19 protein-coding genes are annotated in these 18,172 nt (G+C 72.1%); 8 read left to right on the top strand and 11 right to left on the bottom strand.

Annotated elements, in window-relative coordinates:
• Position 1: 1 nt before the first annotated feature.
• The gene (locus NW895_RS06035) at positions 2–322 is read right to left on the bottom strand and encodes a hypothetical protein (RefSeq protein WP_289934256.1); all 321 of its coding nucleotides are present in this window, start codon (positions 320–322) and stop codon (positions 2–4) included.
• A gap of 259 nt (positions 323–581) precedes the next feature.
• Positions 582–1,613 (bottom strand): Gfo/Idh/MocA family oxidoreductase, encoded by a 1,032-nt coding sequence (locus NW895_RS06040; RefSeq protein ID WP_289934257.1) that lies wholly within the window; start codon positions 1,611–1,613, stop codon positions 582–584.
• An 86-nt stretch (positions 1,614–1,699) separates the two neighbouring features.
• Between NW895_RS06040 and NW895_RS06045 the strand changes: the two genes are divergently transcribed.
• Positions 1,700–3,007 (top strand): multidrug effflux MFS transporter, encoded by a 1,308-nt coding sequence (locus tag NW895_RS06045; protein WP_289934258.1) that lies wholly within the window; start codon positions 1,700–1,702, stop codon positions 3,005–3,007.
• Positions 2,956–4,134, top strand: coding sequence for a serine hydrolase domain-containing protein (locus tag NW895_RS06050; RefSeq protein ID WP_289934259.1), 1,179 nt, complete (start codon positions 2,956–2,958; stop codon positions 4,132–4,134). The genes NW895_RS06045 and NW895_RS06050 overlap by 52 nt, the downstream gene beginning before the upstream one ends.
• 55 nt (positions 4,135–4,189) lie before the next feature.
• On the opposite strand, the gene NW895_RS06055 is transcribed toward NW895_RS06050, so the two are convergent.
• Positions 4,190–5,287, bottom strand: coding sequence for a hypothetical protein (locus NW895_RS06055; protein ID WP_289934260.1), 1,098 nt, complete (start codon positions 5,285–5,287; stop codon positions 4,190–4,192).
• A gap of 264 nt (positions 5,288–5,551) precedes the next feature.
• On the opposite strand from NW895_RS06055, the gene NW895_RS06060 reads away from it, so the two are divergent.
• From NW895_RS06060 to NW895_RS06070, 3 genes are all read left to right on the top strand, one after another.
• Positions 5,552–6,544, top strand: coding sequence for a small ribosomal subunit Rsm22 family protein (locus NW895_RS06060; RefSeq protein ID WP_289934261.1), 993 nt, complete (start codon positions 5,552–5,554; stop codon positions 6,542–6,544).
• 198 nt (positions 6,545–6,742) lie between these two features.
• A complete protein-coding gene (locus NW895_RS06065; RefSeq protein WP_289934262.1) occupies positions 6,743–7,156 on the top strand; it encodes a VOC family protein in 414 nt (137 codons plus the stop codon).
• 133 nt (positions 7,157–7,289) lie between these two features.
• Positions 7,290–7,904, top strand: a complete 615-nt coding sequence (locus NW895_RS06070) for a TetR/AcrR family transcriptional regulator (protein WP_289934264.1) — start codon at positions 7,290–7,292, stop codon at positions 7,902–7,904.
• On the opposite strand, the gene NW895_RS06075 is transcribed toward NW895_RS06070, so the two are convergent.
• Positions 7,874–8,749, bottom strand: a complete 876-nt coding sequence (locus tag NW895_RS06075) for a glycerophosphodiester phosphodiesterase (RefSeq protein ID WP_289934265.1) — start codon at positions 8,747–8,749, stop codon at positions 7,874–7,876. The genes NW895_RS06070 and NW895_RS06075 overlap by 31 nt on opposite strands.
• A gap of 169 nt (positions 8,750–8,918) precedes the next feature.
• On the opposite strand from NW895_RS06075, the gene NW895_RS06080 reads away from it, so the two are divergent.
• Positions 8,919–9,656, top strand: a complete 738-nt coding sequence (locus NW895_RS06080; protein ID WP_289934266.1) for a bifunctional DNA primase/polymerase — start codon at positions 8,919–8,921, stop codon at positions 9,654–9,656.
• A 12-nt stretch (positions 9,657–9,668) separates the two neighbouring features.
• Here NW895_RS06080 and NW895_RS06085 read toward each other — a convergent pair whose 3' ends face one another.
• The 4 genes from NW895_RS06085 to efeO are packed head-to-tail and all read right to left on the bottom strand — an operon-like array spanning position 9,669 to position 13,911.
• The gene (locus NW895_RS06085; protein ID WP_289934267.1) at positions 9,669–10,664 is read right to left on the bottom strand and encodes a hypothetical protein; all 996 of its coding nucleotides are present in this window, start codon (positions 10,662–10,664) and stop codon (positions 9,669–9,671) included.
• A complete protein-coding gene (gene efeU, locus NW895_RS06090; protein WP_289934268.1) occupies positions 10,624–11,496 on the bottom strand; it encodes an iron uptake transporter permease EfeU in 873 nt (290 codons plus the stop codon). Before efeU ends, NW895_RS06085 begins: the two co-directional genes overlap by 41 nt.
• 4 nt (positions 11,497–11,500) lie before the next feature.
• The gene (gene efeB, locus NW895_RS06095) at positions 11,501–12,748 is read right to left on the bottom strand and encodes an iron uptake transporter deferrochelatase/peroxidase subunit (protein WP_289934269.1); all 1,248 of its coding nucleotides are present in this window, start codon (positions 12,746–12,748) and stop codon (positions 11,501–11,503) included.
• Positions 12,749–12,759: 11 nt separating this feature from the next.
• Entirely contained in the window at positions 12,760–13,911 is a 1,152-nt protein-coding gene (gene efeO / locus NW895_RS06100) for an iron uptake system protein EfeO (protein ID WP_289934270.1), read from the bottom strand.
• 257 nt (positions 13,912–14,168) lie between these two features.
• Between efeO and NW895_RS06105 the strand changes: the two genes are divergently transcribed.
• The gene (locus tag NW895_RS06105; protein WP_289934271.1) at positions 14,169–14,813 is read left to right on the top strand and encodes a PhzF family phenazine biosynthesis protein; all 645 of its coding nucleotides are present in this window, start codon (positions 14,169–14,171) and stop codon (positions 14,811–14,813) included.
• A gap of 96 nt (positions 14,814–14,909) precedes the next feature.
• Here the strand turns inward: NW895_RS06105 and NW895_RS06110 are convergent, their stop codons facing one another.
• Both NW895_RS06110 and map read right to left on the bottom strand, forming a co-directional pair.
• Positions 14,910–15,557 (bottom strand): biliverdin-producing heme oxygenase, encoded by a 648-nt coding sequence (locus NW895_RS06110; RefSeq protein ID WP_289934272.1) that lies wholly within the window; start codon positions 15,555–15,557, stop codon positions 14,910–14,912.
• 116 nt (positions 15,558–15,673) lie between these two features.
• Complete coding sequence (gene map / locus NW895_RS06115) at positions 15,674–16,531, bottom strand: type I methionyl aminopeptidase (protein WP_289934273.1); 858 nt, start codon at positions 16,529–16,531, stop codon at positions 15,674–15,676.
• A gap of 58 nt (positions 16,532–16,589) precedes the next feature.
• On the opposite strand from map, the gene NW895_RS06120 reads away from it, so the two are divergent.
• Entirely contained in the window at positions 16,590–16,820 is a 231-nt protein-coding gene (locus NW895_RS06120) for a hypothetical protein (protein WP_289934274.1), read from the top strand.
• A gap of 18 nt (positions 16,821–16,838) precedes the next feature.
• On the opposite strand, the gene NW895_RS06125 is transcribed toward NW895_RS06120, so the two are convergent.
• A complete protein-coding gene (locus NW895_RS06125; protein WP_289934275.1) occupies positions 16,839–18,137 on the bottom strand; it encodes an MFS transporter in 1,299 nt (432 codons plus the stop codon).
• Positions 18,138–18,172: the final 35 nt, after the last annotated feature.

An 18,172-nucleotide genomic window follows, 5' to 3' on the forward strand; every position in this document is an offset into this window, starting at 1 on the left:
CTCAACTGGGGCATTCCGAGGTGAACGGCACGCTGGGCTGGGGATACCCCGCGGATTCGACGGAGAGTTTCCGGCGTTCGAAGTGGCCGAGGAAGTCCTCCCACTCGGCTTCGGTGGGGATGAACATGCGCCGGAAGTCGTGCGGCGCGAAGTCCATGGGTCGGCCGGTTGTGTCGGTGACGCCGATGAAGGCGAGGACCTCGGCCAGGGCGCGGCGGATGAATTCGCCGGTCATGCGGGAGGGCTCTCCGGCGCGGTCCCACTGGAACAGCAGGGGTGCGGGTGGGTTCCAGAGGCGTTCTTCGTAGTCGTAGGCGGCCACAGCGGGATGGCGCCGGTACGCGGGTCGCGGACCCGGCGGACGATGGTGGCCGGGACGTCGGCGAGCTCGTCCCGTACGAGCGGATCGTCGACGCCGGCCGTCCACACGCCTGAAGCTCACCAAACTAGCAGGAATGGTCTCTGACCTGCGAATACGTAGGCTTTGGTTCAGTCAACGGGACTATGCCCGTCCGGGTCGCGCGGCCTGGCACCGCACCTGACCACGCGACCTGATCGGACGCTCACAGTGAAAGGACCCCTCAGGCCGGCGTGAGTTCCGGCTCGCCCGTTGCGCCGGCTTCGCCGGGGTAGCGGACGCCGACGCGGTCCCGTATCGCGTCGAGCGTCCGCATCACGGCGAGCGTTCCGTCGAGAGGGACCAGCGGGGACTCGGTCTCCCCGGCGCGCAGGGCGCGCATCACCTCACGGGCCTCGTGCTTGAGGCTGTTGCGGGGACCGTCGGCCGGGTCGGCGGCGAACTCCTGCGGGTCGCGGCCGTCGCGGTGCAGCACGAAACGGTCCGGGAAGAAGAAGCCGTACGGCACGTCGATGCGGCCGGCCGAGCCGGTGACCGACGCGGAGGTCGCCGTACCCCCGATGAGGGAGCAGTGCAGCGAGGCGAGCGCGCCGCTGTCCCAGGAGAGCAGGGCACCCGTCTGGAGATCGACGCCCTCCTCCGACAGCACGGCTCGCGCCACGATGTCCGACGGCTCCCCGAGCAGCAGCTGCGCGAACGACACCGGATACACGCCCAGATCGAGCAGCGCGCCCCCGCCCTGCGCCGGGTCCCGCAGCCGGTGCGAGGGCGGGAAGGGTCCCGCCAGCCCGAAGTCGGCGTGCACACTGCGGACTTCGCCGATCGCGCCGTCCCGCACCAGCTCCGCCAGGCGCCGGACGAGCGGATTGCAGTACATCCACATCGCTTCCATCAGGAAGCTCCCGCGCTCCCGCGCCAGCGCGACCAGCTCCTCCGCCTCGCGCGCGTTCAGCGTGAACGCCTTCTCGCACAGCACGTTCCGCCCGGCCCCAAGGCACAGCCCGGCGGCCGCCCGGTGCGCCGAGTGCGGGGTGGCGACGTACACCACGTCGACGTCCTCGTCCTCGGCCAGGGCACCCCAGTCGCCGTACGCCCGCGGTATCCCGAACCGCTCCGCGAACGCCTTCGCCGAAGCCTCGCTCCGCGAGGCCACCGCCACGACCTCCGCGTCCGGCAGGTCGACCAGGTCCGCCGTGAACGCCGCCGCGATCCCGCCGGTCGCCAGGATCCCCCAGCGCACGCTCTCCGCCGTCATCCCGGCCCTCACCCTCGCTCCATGACACCCGGCACCGTGTACGAGCTGAGAGCATAGGGGGCGGACCGATCGAGAGGGAGGGGCACATGCCCGAGCGTGGGGCGTCCATACCGAACCCGTCGCAGGCGGCCGTACCGGACACCGGAGCGGCCGCCCGCGCACACCCCGGCACCGGCCGCACCAGCCTGCTCGTGACCCTGATCCTCGGCGGACTGACCGCCACACCCCCGCTGGCGATGGACATGTACCTCCCCTCGCTGCCGGAGGTCACCGAGTCCCTGCACGCCCCCGCCGCGACCGTCCAGCTCACGCTCACCGCCTGCCTGGCCGGCATGGCGCTCGGCCAGCTGGCCGTCGGGCCGATGAGCGACCGGTGGGGCCGCAGGCGCCCGCTGCTGGCCGGGCTCGCCGTGTACGTCCTCGCCACCGCACTGTGCGCGCTCGCGCCCACCGTCGAACTGCTGGTCGCCTTCCGGCTGGCGCAGGGCCTCGCGGGCGCGGCCGGAATCGTCATCGCGCGGGCCGTCGTCCGAGACCTGTACGACGGCGTGGCCATGGCCCGCTTCTTCTCCACGCTCATGCTGATCGGCGGCGTCGCCCCGATCGTCGCGCCGCTCATCGGCGGCCAGATCCTGCGGGTGACGGACTGGCGGGGCGTGTTCGTGGTCCTCACGGCCGTCGGGGCGCTGCTGGCCGGGCTCGTCTGGGCCAAACTCCCCGAGACGCTGCCGCCCGCCGAACGCCACAGCGGCGGTGCCGGCGAGGCACTGCGCGCCATGCGCGCCCTGCTCGCGGACGCCCCCTTCGCCGGGTACATGCTCGCGGGCGGATTCGCCTTCGCCGCGCTGTTCGCCTACGTCTCGGCCTCGCCGTTCGTCGTCCAGGAGATCTACGGCGCCTCCCCGCAGACGTTCAGCCTGCTGTTCGGCGTCAACTCCGTCGGCCTGGTCCTCGTCGGCCAGATCAACGGCAAGGTGCTGGTCGGGCGGGTCAGCCTGGACCGGGTGCTGGGCGTGGGACTCGTGGTCGTCATCACCGCGGCGACCGCGCTGCTGCTGATGGCGCTGGGCGCCTTCGGCGAGGTGGGCCTCGCGCCCGTCGCCGTCGCCCTGTTCGTGCTGATGTCCGCGATGGGCATCACCCTGCCCAACACCCAGGCGCTCGCCCTGATGCGGGTGAAGCAGGCCGCCGGCTCCGCGTCCGCCCTGCTCGGCACGTCCTCCTTCCTCATCGGCGCGGTAGCCTCCCCCCTGGTCGGCGTCGCCGGGGAGGGCACCGCCGTCCCGATGGCGGTCGTCCAACTGGTCGCCGCACTGGTGGCGCTGGCCTGCTTCGTGGGAATGTGCCGCCCCTGGACCACACGTGCGGCCGAGAACTCGGGGGAAGACAGCTGAGCGCGCCGAAACTGCGCAAGGGCACACCGGAACGAGCCGGACTCGACACCGGCGAACTCGGCCGGCTCGTCCAGGAGGTCCACGACGCCACCGCCGGGGAACGCCCCTGGGCGGCGGGCGCCGTCGTGGTCGTCGGGCGCGGCCCGGTGATCGCCGTGGAGGAGGCGGCGGGCTGGGCCGTCCGGTACGCGTCGTACGACCCGGAGACGGACGCGGGCGTGGAACTGCCCGCCGCCTCCCGGGTGCCGATGACCGTCGACACGCCCTTCGACCTCGCCTCGCTGACCAAGCTGTTCACGTCGGTCGCGGCCGTGCAGCAGATCGAGCGGGGCACGCTCGGCATCGACGCCCAGGTCGGCGCGTACCTGCCGGACTTCCTCGCGGCGGCCCGCCACGGCATCACCGTGCGGCAGCTGCTCACCCACACCTCCGGGCTGCGGCCCGAACTGCCGCTGTACGACTGCGTGGACGACGCCGAGCGGCTGGAGCGGCTGCGCGCCGAGCCGCCGGTCGGGGTGCCCGGCGCCTTCTGCTACTCCGACCTGAACATGCTGCTCCTCCAGCACGTGCTGGAACGCGTCACCGGCCGCCCGCTCGACGTCCTCTTCCGCGACGGCATCACCCGCCCGCTGGGCATGACGGCGACCCACTTCGGGCCGTGCCCCGAGGCGGCCGCGACGGAGGACCAGCGGCGGCCGTGGGCCAAGGCGGACCGGGGGATGCTGCGCGGAGAGGTCCACGACGAGAACGCGTGGGCGCTCGGCGGGGTGGCGGGTCACGCCGGCCTGTTCTCCACGGGACGGGACCTGGCGGTCCTGTGCCGCGCCCTGCTGGCGGGCGGCTCGTACGGCCAGGCTCGCATCCTCGGCACCGACTTCGTCGAGCTGATGCTGACTCCGCCGGGACTGGGCTTCGCCCTCGACGAGCCGTCGTTCATGGGGGGGATGGCGGGCCGGGGAGCCGCGGGTCACACGGGCTTCACGGGAACGATGCTGACCTTCGACCCGGCCACGGACACCTTCCTGGTCCTTCTGGCGAACACGGTCCACCCCCGCCGCCGGGGCCCGGCCAACGGGCCGAGAGCGGCGGCGGGGACACGGGTGGCCCGGGCGGTGCGGGGGAGGTGAGGGACGGCGAGCACACCGGCCGCCCGCGAGAAGCCGCGCGAACCGCCCGTGCCGCTCACGACCGTGTGGCGGTACCGCACCCCGCGTCGCCGGCCTCGCGCATGCGCTCGTCCATCGACTTGCTCCGGTCGTACGGGTCGACCTCGGGGCCGTTCCCCGAGCCCGTGGCCGCGCGCTCGGCGGTGAACTCGGGAGTGAAGTAGCCGGTGAAGCTGTCGCAGCCGCCGTTGGTGGTGTCCACCTTGTACGAGACGAGGGAGAACGTCCCCGGCTCGATCACCACCTTCGCCGGGTCGTCCCAGCTCATCACGACCTCGCGGCGCACGACGGTGCGCGCGACCTCGTCGCTTCCCGCCGCGGCGCGCACGACCGGATAGACGTACGTGACATCGGTGCTCACCTCGACCGCACCGCGCGAACCCTCCCGGTACGTGATCCGCCCGCGGGCCTTGACCACGTCGCCGACCAGCCGCACCTTCGCCTTCTCGAACCGGCTGAACAGCAGCAGAGGGTCGTTCTCCCGGCTGGGTGCGGTGAACGCGGTCGCCAGGTAGTCCTGGACATCCTGCTGATGCGGGTTGAGCAGCGCGATCGCCTTCTTCGGCCGCTCCCCACGCAGCACACCGGGATCCAGACTGGACGCGGCGAGGAAGTCCCGGGTGCGATCGAGTGCCTGCGCGACCTGCTCCTTGCTCATCCAGCCGGTCGCCCGTGCCGCGGGCAGGTGGATCCCCGCCGTCCCGTCGGCCCACCGCGCCGCGGGCGAGCCCCTGAACGGCCGTTCCACCGTGGGCTGCTGGGCTGCGGCCTCCGTCGCGGGCGGCTGATCCGGACGTTCCGACTCCGCGGCGAGCGGCGTGCTCTCGCCGTCTCCGCCCGCGAACCATCCGACCACCCGCCCCGGATCCAGCGCCACGACCAGCAAGCCGACCGCGACCAGCAGACCGACCACGTACCAGCCCTTGCCCCGTTGCCGCCGGGCCGGTCGGTGGGTCCGCCAGCCCTCCGGCGGGCCGGTCTCCTCCCGCAGCCGGCGCGACACCATCCGGGCCCGCGCCGACGGCTCCTCGGGCGCACCCCGCGTGCCGGCCTCGGCCTCCCGCAGGAAGCGCTCCCATTCCTCGTCCGGTATGGACGCCCCGTCCTTGCCCACGGTGAGCTCCCGCCCCTCTCCTAGGCCCCTCCCCAGGGCCGCTCGTTGTGCGGTGCATCATCACACAGCGAGCTGCTCGACGTGGCTGGGTGATGCCGGGGCCGGGGCCGGGGACGTCACGCGACCACCGTCCGGATGCCGAGTGGGCTCATCGCGCCGGCACCCTGCTGTCCGCGATCGCGCCGAGCCATCCGGTGATGCCGCTCGGCCCGGTGACCGGAGGCGAGCGCCGTACCCCATCCCTCATCCTCGTAGAATCACCGGGTGAACGCCCCCGCACTCCCGGCCGCCGATACTCTGCGCGCCGCCCTCGCCGGTCTGCTCGACGGGCTGCCGCCCCGGCAGGCCGCGCAGGCCGTGGAGCGGCTCATCGCCAGCTACCGGGGAGACACCCCGACCGACGCGCCGATCCTGCGGGACCGCGCGGACGTGGCCGCGTACGCCGCCTACCGGATGCCCGCGACCTTCGAGGCCGTCCGGTCGGCGCTGGGGGCGTTCGCGGAAGCGGTGCCCGAGTGGGTGCCCGGCAGCCATGTGGACGTCGGCGGTGGCACCGGCGCGGCGACCTGGGCCGCGGCCGACACCTGGGACGGCACCCGGCCCGTCACCGTCCTCGACTGGGCCGAGCCCGCGCTCGCCCTCGGCCGGGAGATCGCCGCCGCCCATCCTGCCCTGCGGGACGTCCGCTGGCAGCGCTCCCGGATCGGGGCGGCGCTGACCCTGGAGAGCACGGACCTTGTCACCGTCTCCTACGTCCTCAACGAACTCACCGCCCCCGACCGCGCCGCCCTCGTCGACGCCGCCGCGGCCGCCGCGCAGGCCGTCGTGATCGTCGAACCCGGCACCCCGGACGGCTACGCCCGCGTCATCGAGGCCCGTGACCGTCTCGTCGCCGCCGGGTTCCAGGTGGCCGCGCCCTGCCCGCACAGCGCCGCCTGCCCCATCACTCCCGGCACGGACTGGTGCCACTTCTCGGCCCGGGTCAGCCGCTCCTCCCTCCACCGTCAGGTGAAGGGCGGCTCCCTCGCCTACGAGGACGAGAAGTTCGGCTACGTCGCCGCCGCCCGTTTTCCGGTGACCCCGGCCGCCTCCCGCGTCGTACGCAGGCCGCAGATCCGCAAGGGCCAGGTCCTGCTCGACCTGTGCGAGCCCGACGCGCAGCTGCCCCGGCGGACGGTCACCAAGCGCCACGGCGACCTGTACAAGGCCGCCCGCGACGCGGACTGGGGGGACGCCTGGCCTCCCGCGCAGGGCTGACCCTCCGGCCGGGAAACGCCGTTGCCCCGCCCTCCGATGATCACTAGAGTCGGCCGCGTGACTGCCGGGTCGGCCATGGGCCACGCACGAGTGAGGGTCCCGGCCTCGGCGTGAGCCGGAGGCGGGCGAGAGGCCCGCCCCTTCTCCGCGTCTTCGCATCCACGCCCAGCACATCCGAAGACCCGGAGGCAGCCACTCATGCCGTACCCCCACCCCGAGCCGTCGGCCACCGCCGTCCGGCTCGACCACACCGCCGTCTACGCCAGTGACCGGCGCCTGTCCGCCGAGTTCCTCGCCGCCGTCCTCGGGCTGGAGGTCGGCGCTCCGTTCGGCCCGTTCCTGCCCGTCGACCTCGGCAACGGCGTGACGCTCGACTACTACGAGAAGCGGGACGAGCCGATCCAGTCGCAGCACTACGCCTTCCTCGTCCCGGAGGACCGGTTCGACGGGATGATCGCCCGTCTGGAGACCGTCGGGGTCACCTACTACGCCGACCCCGGCCACACCGAACCCGGCCGGATCAACCGGCTGTTCGGCGGCCGCGGCGCGTACTTCGAGGACCCGGACGGCCACAACATGGAGATCATGACCCGGCCGTACGTCCGCCCCTGAGCACGGCCCGATCACCGCCCGATGGGCGTCACCGACGGCGTCCTGACCGCACCGCGCGGCGCACGGGCTTGTGCCGCGCGGTGCCGGCGCCCGACGAGACGCACCGTCTCACCTCCCTGCTACCGTCGGACCCATGGTCACGAAGCCCACCCCCGACGCCACCCGCCGCAGCGAGAAGTCCCGGCGCGCGATCTACGACGCCGCCCTCGCCCTCGTCGCGGAGGTCGGATACCCCAAGACCACCATCGAGGGCATCGCCGCCCGCGCCGGCGTCGGGAAGCAGACGATCTACCGGTGGTGGCCGTCGAAGGCGGACGTCCTGATGGAGGCATTCCTCGACCTCGGCGAGCAGGCCGCCGAGGCCGCGGGGGAGGCGACGTACGCCCTCCCGGACACCGGTGACCTCGCCGCCGACCTCAAGGCCGCCCTGCGGGCCACCGTCGACGAGCTGAAGGACCCGACGTTCGAGGCACCCTCCCGGGCGCTGGCCGCGGAGAGCGTCGTCAACGAGCCGCTGTGCAGGCAGGTCGTGGCCAAGGTGCTGGAACCGTCGCTCCAGCTCTACGCCGACCGGCTGCGCGCCGCGCAGGAGGCCGGCCACGTCCGCCCCGAGGTGGACCCGCGCATCGCCCTCGAACTCTTCGTCTCCCCGCTCGCCCAGCGCTGGCTGCAGCGCACGGCCCCGATCACCCACGAGTACACCGACGCCCTCGTCGACTACGCCCTCCACGGCCTCGCGCCGCGCTGAGACCGCCCGGTGGGGTGCCGTGTCAGCCGTCCGGGGGCGTCGGTGATGATGCCGTCGCAGCCGAGTGCCAGTGCGCGGTCGCGCTGGGCGGGGGTGAGGACTGTGTGGGCCCACACTCGGGGGATTCCGGAGCGTACGGCCCTTACCAGGTCCCTGTTCCGGGCGTTGACGTCGACGTCCAGCAGATCCACGAAGGACCGCCAGCGCTCGGGCCGGTCGGTGCGCAGTTGGCGGGCCGAGCGCCACAACTGGGAGAGCAGGCCGAGGCGGTGGACGCGGCGGGCCACCGCGGGATCGTTGGAGTTCACGAAGACCGAACGGGTCAGGCCCCGGTCCCGGATCAGCCGGGCCAGCCGCCGCAGGCTGCGCGGGTCCTTCACCTCCAGCATCAGCACGATCCGCCCGCCGAGACGGTCCAGCACCTCGGCCACCGTCGGCGGCCGCTCCGCACGCCAACTGCCGGGCAGCGACGCCCTCGGCCGCAGCCGTACGCCCCGCCACCGCGCCAGATCCAGCTCGCGCACCTCGCCGCCCAGGTGCGTCGTCCGGTCCAGGGTCGCGTCGTGCATCACCACCACCGTGCCGTCCCGCAGCATCCGCGTGTCGGCGTCCAGCACCTGTGCCGTACCGCGCTCGTACGCGGCCATCAGGCCCGACATGCTGTTCTCGGGCACCTCGCGGGCGCCGCCGCGATGGGCGACGTACGTGATGCGGGGGAGCGCGTCGACCGTCAGCGGTCCCGCGCCCCACTCCAGGGGGGTCGGCGCGCCGCCCTGCCCCGCGAGGGCCAGCGAGACCACCGACGCCGCGGAGGCCAGGCTCGTCAGCGCGCTCCATGTGACCATGACGACCACGGTAGGTCGGTAAATCCCGCCAAAGCGCGCAATGACACTCGATCCAGGGGCCGGGTACGCCTCGTCCCGCCTCACCCGAATGGGGCATCGGCCCCCCGAAGCGGAGGATGATGGGACCATAGGGCATGCTGTTCCGCACGACAGCGAGGCGAGGGGATAGATGAGCGCGGAGTTCGGCGGCCGGACCGGCCGGCAGGGCAGACTCTCCCAGTGGCTGCGGGGACGCCGTCCGAAGGAGACCACCGCCGACGACGGCGGCCGGGAAGCCCTGCTGCTCGCCGCCGCCGGGGCGGGTCTGCCGCTCGCGCCCGCCGCGTACCCCGCCCCCGGCTACCGGTGTTCCTGCGACCGCGTCGGCTGCCCCACCCCGGCCCGGCACCCGGTGTCGTTCGCCTGGCAGACCCAGTCCACCACCGACCGCGCCCAGATCGAACGCTGGGCCCGGCACCAGCCGCAGGCCAACTTCATCACCGCGACCGGCATGGTGCACGACGTCCTCGACGTGCCCCTCGACGCCGGGCGCGAGGCGCTTCAGCGGCTGCTCGCCGCCGGGGTCGACGTCGGTCCCGTCGCCGAGAGCGACGACGGCCGCATGCTGTTCTTCACCCTCACCCGCGGCACCCCCGAGGACGAGGACGAGTGGTGGCCGTGCGAACTGGACTGCCACCCCGAGACGATGGACGAGCACCCCGGCCTGCGCTGGCACTGCCGCGGTTCCTACGTCCTCGTACCGCCCGCCCGGCTGCCCGGCGAGGGCCAGTCGGTGCACTGGGTCCGCGGGCCCGAGCATCCGCTGCCGGACCCGCTGAGCCTGCTGGAGGTCCTCACCGACTCGTGCGCCCGGTACGTCGGCGAGGAGCCCGACCGCGCGGGTACGGCCTGGCCCCTGCACCACTGAAACCGGCGCGGGCTACTCGCCCTTCGCCGACGTCAGCCCCTGGATGCGCCCGAGGACCGACACCTTCCCGGAGCCCTTCCGCGGGTCCAGCGCCACCTCGTTCGAGACGAGCTCCATCGTCAGCGACTGCTTGACCTCACCCTCCGTCAGCGCCAGCACGGAGTCGTTCGGGGTGGGCACGGAGGTACCGGTGTGGGCCGTCTGCTTCTCGTAGTGGCGCGTGGTGAAGAAGACCAGCGCACCGCCGTCCGCCGTGCGCAGCGCCAGCGGGGCGTAGTCGCCGCCGGTCACCGGCTCGTCGATCCACTGCGTGACCAGGCCCGGCCTGATGGCGTTCTTCTTCCGGTCCGCGCGCCACCCGCTGGTGTGACTGCCGTCCGCGAAGGTGTCCCCGCCGTCCTTCAGATAGGTCGCGTAGTCCTTGCTCAACTCCCCGGGCGGCACGGCCAGTTCGGCGGAGTTCGCGGGGACGGCCTCCGCCCAGCCGTCCTTGTCCGTCTTGAACTCGGGTACGTCGTCGGGGGCGACCAGCGTCAGATACGCCGCCTGCCAGGTCTCGTCCAGGCCGTTCCGGGTGAACACCAGCAGCCAGCGCGCGTCGCCGCCCTTGTTGCCCGCCGCGTCGGCGACGAACCAGCGCGGCCAGCCCGCCTTCTTGGGAATCGTGAACTTCGCGTCCGTCAGTTTCAGCGGAGTGTGCTGCGGATTGCCGTCCGGGTTGTTGGCACGGCCGGCCTTCAGCCGCGCCGAGTCGATGTCGGCGAGGGCGCCGGTCGTGTGGCCGGCGTCCAGGGAACTGTCGTACTCCTTGTCCGCCTTGTTGTACGCGGTCGTGAACTGCTGGAGCGCCTTCGCGGCCTCGGCCCGGGTGGTCGCGGGGAGCACCTCGCGCTCTCCGTGGACCACCACGCATCCGCTCGCCGTCAACGACAAAGCGGTCACCGAGGCCGCTATGAGGGCGCTCCGGTCAAGCCTGCGGAGCCTTCGAGGGCCGCGATCCCTGCTCATCGGGTACCTTCACCTTCCCCTTTCCGGAGGCGAACCCTACCGGGGCGAGGAAAAGCGCGAGCGTCGGGATCAGGTACAGCAGCCACACCGTGACCTGGAGGACGGTCGGGTCGGGCTGGAAGTTGAACACGCCCTTCAGGAGGGTGCCGTACCAGCTGTCCGGCGGGATGGTGTCGGAGATGTCGAAGGCCTTGTCGGCCAGGCCCGGCAGGAAGTCGGCCTCCTGCAGGTCGTGGAAGCCGTACGCCAGCACGCCCGCGGCCACGACGACGAGCATGCCGCCGGTCCAGGTGAAGAACTTGGCGAGGTTGATGCGCAGCGCCCCGCGGTAGAACAGCCAGCCGAGGAACACCGCCGTCACCAGGCCCAGGGCCACGCCGAGCAGCGGACGCGGGGTGCCGTCGCTCGCCGCGTGCACCGACGCCCACACGAACAGGGCGGTCTCCAGGCCCTCGCGGCCCACCGCGAGGAACGCGGTGGCGACCAGCGCGCCGGTGCCCATCGCGAGGGCCGCGTCCAGCTTGCCGTGCAGTTCGGACTTCAGGTGCCGGGCGGTGCGCCGCATCCAGAACACCATCCACGTCACCAGGCCGACGGCGAGGATCGACAGGGAGCCGCCGAGCGCCTCCTGCGCCTGGAACGTCAGCTCCTGCGAGCCGAATTCGAGGACGCAGCCGAAGCCCAGCGCGATGGCGACCGCGATGCCGATGCCGATCCAGATGGGCTTCAGGGCGTCCCTGCGGCCGGTCTTGACCAGGTAGGCGATGAGGATGCAGACGACGAGGCTGGCTTCCAGACCCTCGCGCAGGCCGATCAGGTAGTTGGAGAACACGGCGTCACGCCTCCTCGGAGAACAGCGTGCTGCCCCACCAGTCGTCCTTGTCGCGGACGCCGGGCGGGACGGCGAACACCGCCGAACCCACGTGCTGGATGTACTCGTTGAGCGCGTCCGTCGCCAGGTTCCGCTGGACGGGGATGAAGCCCTTGCGGACGTCGCGCTGGTAGGCGAGGAAGAACAGGCCCGCGTCCAGGCGGCCGAGCCCGTCGGTGCCGTCGGTGAAGGAGTAGCCGCGGCGCAGGATCGTCGCCCCCTGGTTGGAGTCGGGGTGGGCGAGCCGCACGTGCGCGTCGGGCTTCATCGCCTTCAGGAACGGCTCGTCGCGCTCGTGCGCCTTGCCGACCGGGGCGCCCTCGCCCTTGTCGCGGCCGAAGATGTCCTCCTGCTCCTGCAGGGAGGTGCGGTCCCAGGTCTCGATGTGCATGCGGATGCGCCGGGCGACCAGGTACGAGCCGCCGGTCATCCACTCGGGACCGTCGGCGGCGTCCACCCACACGAACTTCTTCAGCTTCGCCGTGTCGGTGCCCGAGATGTTGCGGGTGCCGTCCTTGAAGCCCATCAGGTTGCGCGGGGTCTGCGCCTCGGGCGTCGTCGACGAGGTCTTGCCGAAGCCGAGCTGCGACCAGCGGATGACGACCTTGCCGAAGCCGATGCGGGCCAGGTTGCGCACGGCGTGCACCGCGACCTGCGGGTCGTCGGCGCAGGCCTGGATGCACAGGTCGCCGCCGCTGCGGTTCGCGTCGAGGTTGTCGCCCGCGAACTTCGGCAGGTCCACGAGGGCCTCCGGGCGGTGCTCGCGCAGGCCGAACTTCTCGAACAGGGACGGTCCGAAGCCGATCGTCAGCGTCAGCCGCGACGGCTTGAGGCCGAGGGCCTCACCGGTGTCGTCCGGCGGCGCCTCCGCCAGACCGCCGTACGCGCCCTCGCCGACCGCCCTGCCCGCGGTCATCCGCCGCGCGGCCTGAGTCCAGTCCTTCAGCATCCGCACGAACTCGGCGCGGTCGTCGGTCGTCACGTCGAAGGCGGCGAAGTGCAGCCGGTCCTGCACCGGCGTGGCGATGCCCGCCTGGTGGGCGCCGTGGAACGCGACCGCGGCGCCCGCCCCGGCGGCCGGGTCCGGGTCGTCCCCGGTACGGGCCACCGCCACCGCGCCGCCGGCCGCGGCGGCGCCGAGCGCGAGCCCCGCGCCGCCCCAGCCGAGCAGCGCACGACGGGTGGGAGCCGGAGCGTTGGTGTCGTCCGTCATGGTCGGGTCCCCTACTTCACGACTGCGGCGGCGAGCTTCGACAGCGGCTCCGCGAGGGCGTTGACCGCGTCCGACAGCTCCTTCTGGTCGGCCTTGCCGACCTTGTCGTACGACACGAAGTCGTACGACGACTTGTCGGAGCGGTACTTGTCGAGCAGCGTGTTCAGCGCGGCGAACTGCTTGTCGAGTTCCGTGGCCAGCGCCGCGTCGTTCTCCTTCGCGACGGGCTTCAGCAGCTCGTAGGACTTCTGCGCGCCCTCGACGTTGGCCTTGAAGTCGACCAGGTCGGTGTGCGAGTAGCGCTCCTCCTCGCCGGTGACCTTGCCGGTGGCGACCTCGTCGAGGAGTTCCTTGGCGCCGTTGGCCATGGAGGTCGGGGTGATCTCGGCCTTGCCGACCCGCTCCTGCCAGTCCTTCAGGTCGGTGATCAGCTGGTCGGCGAGTTCCTTCTCCCGGTCGCCGATCTTCTTGTCCTGCCAGAGGGCCTTCTCCAGGCGGTGCCAGCCGGTCCAGTCCGTGGCCGGGTCCTGGCCGTCCTCCAGGCCGTCCTCGCGGACGTCGACCTTCGGGTCGATGTCGCCGAAGGACTCGGCGACCGGCTCGGTGCGCTCCCAGCCGATGCGGGAGGGCGCGTACGCCTTCTTCGCGGCCTCGATGTCGCCGTCCTTGACGGCCTTGGCGAAGGTCTCGGCGAGCGGCAGCGTCTCGTCGGCCTGCTGCTGGACGTAGGCGCGGTAGTCGGCGACGGCCTGGTCCAGGCGCGGGTCGCGCTTGACCGCCTTGCCGCCGGTGGCCTTGACGGCCTGCCGTATGCCCTTGCCCTTCATGCCGGGCTTGCAGGCGATCTGGTAGTCGCCCGCCTTCACCTCGGCGGTCACCCGCTGCTTGGTGCCGGGGCCGATGTTCTCCCGCTCGGTGACCACGCGGTCGTCGGGGAAGAGGATGTAGACCTCGGTGACCTTCGAGCCCTTGTTCTCGACGGCGAGTTCGACGTGCCCGGCCGGGAACTCCTTCTTCGACACTTCGCATGTGTCGTCCGTGGCCGTCACGTTGATGACGTGGTCGCCGTCGTTCGCGCTGCTCTTCTCGGTGCAGCCGGTGACGGCGGTCAGGGCCGCCGCGGTGGCGACGGCGGTGACGACGGAGAGTCTGGCGGCTCGCATGGGGGCTCCAAGGAATGGCCGAAAGTACGCGTGACGGGCCTCACAAGCAAGGTGAGGCTCGCCTAACGTACCTAAGGTTTTCCTAAGTAGCGCCCGCCCATGCGGTGATCCGTCTCTCATGGACGGTGTATGAGCACGAGCCGATTACGCTGCCTCAAAACAACTGCCATAGGGAGGTCAAAGGCGGGTCAAGGAGTGCGTCGCGGGGTGACGAGTCCGTGCGGTCGCGCGGGCCCGTGTGATGCTTCAATGCCCCCGTGACTGACTACGACGTGCTGCGCGTCTTCTGTGGGCCGACCGGCGGATACGGCAACGAGCTCGGCGTCGTCCGCGACGGTTCCGTCCTGCCCGAGGGGAGCGACCGGCAGGAGCTCGCCGCGAAACTCGGCTTCAGTGAGACCGTGTTCGTCGACGACCCCGAGCGCGGCGTCATCGACATCTACACGCCCACTCTGCGGCTGCCCTTCGCCGGCCACCCCTGCGTCGGCACGGCCTGGCTGCTCGACGTGCCCGAACTCGTCACGCCCGCCGGAGTGGTGGGCGCCCGGCTGGACGGGGAGTTCAGCTGGATCGAGGCCCGGGCGGAGTGGGCGCCGCCGCGCACGCTCCGGCAGTACGGCAGCGCGGCCGAGGTGGACGACCTGCCCGTGCCGCCGCCGGGGGAGTGGATCTACGCCTGGGCCTGGGAGGACGAGCCGGCCGGCCGTGTCCGCGCCCGCGCCTTCCCGGGCCGCGACGACGGCATCGAGGAGGACGAGGCGACGGGCGCGGCCGCACTGCTGCTGACCGACCAGCTGGGCCGGGCCCTCAACATCACCCAGGGCGCGGGTTCCCAGATCCTGACCGCACCGCAGCCGGGTGGGTGGATCGAGGTCGGGGGGCGGGTGCGGCTGGAGCGGTGACTCGCCCTTCAGGTCGACGTACGGGTTCTCCTCGGCGCCCGTACGTCCGCCGGGCCCTCGTCGGCGGGCCGGTCGCCGGGGTGTCCGGCGCCCCGCTCACGCCGAGAGCGGGAACTCCTCGCCCAGTGCCCGCAGGACCGCGATGTTCAGCGCGTACGCCCGCTTGCACTCCGCCACGACCCGCTGCCGCTCCAGCTCGTCCGCCCGGACGGAGTCCAGCAACTCCCGGTAACTCCGCTTGAACGCGGCCGGGTTGGCGATCGCCTCGAAGACGTAGAAGCGGACCCCGTCGCCCTTCTTCGCCAGGCCCCAGGTCCGCTCGGCCCTGTCCCGGATGATCTGACCGCCGGAGAGGTCGCCGAGGTAGCGCGTGTAGTGGTGGGCGACGTAGCCACCGGGCCAGCGCTCGGCGCACTCCCGCACCCTGGCGGCGTACGCCTCGGTGGCCGGCAGCGCGGACAGGCCGGCCCGCCACCCCGGCCCCCGCAGGTGCGCCAGGTCCCGTTCCAGGGAGGGCAGCCGGAACAGCTCCGGCCGGACGAACGGTCCCGCCACCGGGTCCGCCGCCAGCCGTTCGGCGCCGGCCTCCAGGGCCTCGTAGACGAACCACAGTTGCTCGGTGTAGCGCGCGTACGCGTCGACGCCGAGCCGGCCGCCCAGCAGGTCGCTCATGAACGTCGAGGTGTTGGCTTCCTTGTGCTGCTCGTGGGAGGCCGCGCGGATGACGGTCGAGAAGGAGTCCATGAGCACATCCTTGAGGTAAGGCTTACCTAAGGCAAGGCCTTTGCCGACGCCATGTCGGTAAAAGCGTAGAAGAAAAAACCCGCCCCCGCAGGGGGACGGGTTCTCCTGCCGGACGGCTACGGCAGCGTGAGGATCTCCGCCCCCGTCTCCGTCACCACCAGCGTGTGCTCGAACTGGGCCGTCCGCTTCCGGTCCTTGGTCACGACCGTCCAGCCGTCGTCCCACATGTCGTACTCGTGCGTCCCGAGCGTCAGCATCGGCTCGATCGTGAACGTCATCCCGGGCTGCATCACCGTCGTCGCGTGCGGGCTGTCGTAGTGCGGGATGATCAGCCCGGAGTGGAACGAGCTGTTGATCCCGTGGCCGGTGAAGTCACGGACCACGCCGTAGCCGAAACGCTTGGCGTACGACTCGATGACCCGGCCGATGACGTTGATCTGGCGGCCCGGCCTGACCGCCTTGATCGCACGGTTCAGCGACTCGCGGGTGCGTTCGACCAGCAGGCGGCTCTCCTCGTCGACGTCACCCACCAGGTACGTCGCGTTGTTGTCGCCGTGCACCCCGCCGATGTACGCCGTCACGTCCAGGTTGACGATGTCGCCGTCGCGCAGCACCGTGGAGTCCGGGATGCCGTGGCAGATCACCTCGTTGACCGAGGTGCACAGGGACTTGGGGAAGCCGCGGTAGCCGAGCGTCGAGGGATAGGCGCCGTGGTCGCACATGAACTCGTGCGCCACCCGGTCCAGCTCGTCCGTGGTCACGCCCGGCGCGATGTGCTTGGCCGCCTCGGCCATCGCCTGCGCCGCGATCCGGCCGGCCACGCGCATCGCCTCGATCGTCTCGGGCGTCTGCACCTCCGGACCGGTGTACGGCGTCGGCCCGGGCTTGCCGACGTACTCGGGACGGCGGATGTTTCCGGGCACGGAACGGGTGGGAGACAGCTCCCCTGGTACGAGCAGCGACTGGCCAGACATGCCAGCGAGTCTAACCAGCGGCCATGGGGGAACATGTCGATGGCGAGAGGAGCCGGTCATGGCCTTGTTCAGGAAGCGCACGGTCGGGAAGCCGGGCGAGTGGTACTACTGCCTGGAACACAGGAAGGTCGAGGAGGGGCCGGAGTGCCCCGGCAAGGACCGTTTCGGGCCGTACGCGTCCCGCCGTGAGGCCGAGCACGCGATGGCGACCGCCCGCGAGCGCAACCTCCAGTGGGAGAACGACCCCAGGTGGCACGACGCCCCGGCGGGCGGCAGGGACGACGACTGAGCAGACCGGACCGACTGATCAGGCAGGCGCCGTGCGCTGTTCGCGCAGCCGCACGGCGTGCTCGTTCGTCCGCACGTCGTACGTCATCAGCTTCGGCAGGCACAGCGCCAGCAGCCCCACCGCGCCCACGCACAGCAGCCCGCCGGACCAGACGGACGCCCGCACTCCCCACCACGCGGCGAAGCCGCCCGTGCGGACCTGGCCGAGCGTCGGCCCCACCGAGTACGACAGCAGCTCGATCCCGGCGAGCCGGCCCCGCAGCTCGTCCGGGATCGTCTGGTTCCACATCGCCGACCGGAAGATGCCGCTGACCATGTCGCAGCCGCCCGCGAGGGTCAGGAACAGCAGCACCAGCCATACGTCGCCGACGACGCCCGCGGCCGCGATGGCCAGGCCCCACAGCGCGGCCGCCAGCACCACCATCCGTCCGTGCCGGTGGATCCGCGAGGTCCAGCCGCTGGTCAGGCTCACCAGCAGCGCCCCGGCCGGGACGGTCGCGTACATCAGGCCCAGCGACCACTCGGCGTCCAGCTCGTCCGCGAGGAAGGGCAGCACGGCCAGCGGCATCGCCAGGAACATCGCGGCGAGGTCGACTGCGTAGGTGCCGAGGAGTTCCTTGCGGCTCCAGGCGTACCGGGCGCCTTCGAGAATGGCCCTGAGCGACGGTTTCGCGGCCTCGTGGGCGGCGGGGGAGGGGGCGATACGGAGGATGAGGGCGACGGACACGACGAAGGTGACGAGGTCCGCCGCGTAGGCCCAGCCGAGTCCCGCGTAGGCGACGACCACACCCGCCAGCGCCGGGCCCGCGACGCCGCCGACCGTCCAGCGCAGCGAGTTGAGCGAGGCGGCGGCGGGCAGATGCTCGTGAGCCACGATCCGCGGCCACAGCGAGTCCAGTGCGGGCCGCTGCACGGAGACGAGGGCGGAGGACAGGGCGGCGACGACGTACAGCGGCCAGACGGCGGGCCGCGGGAGCAGCGCGTTGAGCAGCAGGACGGCGGAGAGCAGCCCTTGCCCGGCCTCGGTGTAGATGATCAGCTTCCGCTTGTCCCAGGCGTCGGCCAGCGCACCGCCGTACAGCCCGAACACCAGCAGCGGCAGCAGCTCCACGGCCCCGATCGCCCCGACCGCCGCCGCCGACCCGGTCAGCTCCTTCAACTGCACCGGCAGCGCCACGAAGGTCAGGAAACTCCCGAAGTTGGAGACCGTGCCCGACACCCACAGCCGCCGGAAGTCGAGGGAGGCCCGCCAGGGAGCGAGGTCGGGGAGGAGGGCGCGGAGGCCGGAGGGGGGTTCGTCGGGGATGCCGTCGGTCACGATCCGTCATGGTGGGCGGATGCCCCGCCCCGCAC

Origin of the sequence: Streptomyces sp. S.PNR 29 (genome assembly GCF_030386795.1) — a bacterium.
GTDB lineage: Bacteria > Actinomycetota > Actinomycetes > Streptomycetales > Streptomycetaceae > Streptomyces.

Bases quoted from the DNA above. Each gene is read 5' to 3' on its own strand.
- NW895_RS06040 (WP_289934257.1), bottom strand. From the start codon at position 1,613: ATGACGGCGGAGAGCGTGCGCTGGGGGATCCTGGCGACCGGCGGGATC.
- NW895_RS06045 (WP_289934258.1), top strand. From the start codon at position 1,700: ATGCCCGAGCGTGGGGCGTCCATACCGAACCCGTCGCAGGCGGCCGTA.
- NW895_RS06065 (WP_289934262.1), top strand. From the start codon at position 6,743: ATGCCGTACCCCCACCCCGAGCCGTCGGCCACCGCCGTCCGGCTCGAC.
- NW895_RS06070 (WP_289934264.1), top strand. From the start codon at position 7,290: ATGGTCACGAAGCCCACCCCCGACGCCACCCGCCGCAGCGAGAAGTCC.
- NW895_RS06075 (WP_289934265.1), bottom strand. From the start codon at position 8,749: ATGGTCACATGGAGCGCGCTGACGAGCCTGGCCTCCGCGGCGTCGGTG.
- NW895_RS06080 (WP_289934266.1), top strand. From the start codon at position 8,919: ATGAGCGCGGAGTTCGGCGGCCGGACCGGCCGGCAGGGCAGACTCTCC.
- NW895_RS06085 (WP_289934267.1), bottom strand. From the start codon at position 10,664: ATGAGCAGGGATCGCGGCCCTCGAAGGCTCCGCAGGCTTGACCGGAGC.
- efeB (WP_289934269.1), bottom strand. From the start codon at position 12,748: ATGACGGACGACACCAACGCTCCGGCTCCCACCCGTCGTGCGCTGCTC.
- efeO (WP_289934270.1), bottom strand. From the start codon at position 13,911: ATGCGAGCCGCCAGACTCTCCGTCGTCACCGCCGTCGCCACCGCGGCG.
- NW895_RS06110 (WP_289934272.1), bottom strand. From the start codon at position 15,557: ATGGACTCCTTCTCGACCGTCATCCGCGCGGCCTCCCACGAGCAGCAC.
- map (WP_289934273.1), bottom strand. From the start codon at position 16,531: ATGTCTGGCCAGTCGCTGCTCGTACCAGGGGAGCTGTCTCCCACCCGT.
- NW895_RS06120 (WP_289934274.1), top strand. From the start codon at position 16,590: ATGGCCTTGTTCAGGAAGCGCACGGTCGGGAAGCCGGGCGAGTGGTAC.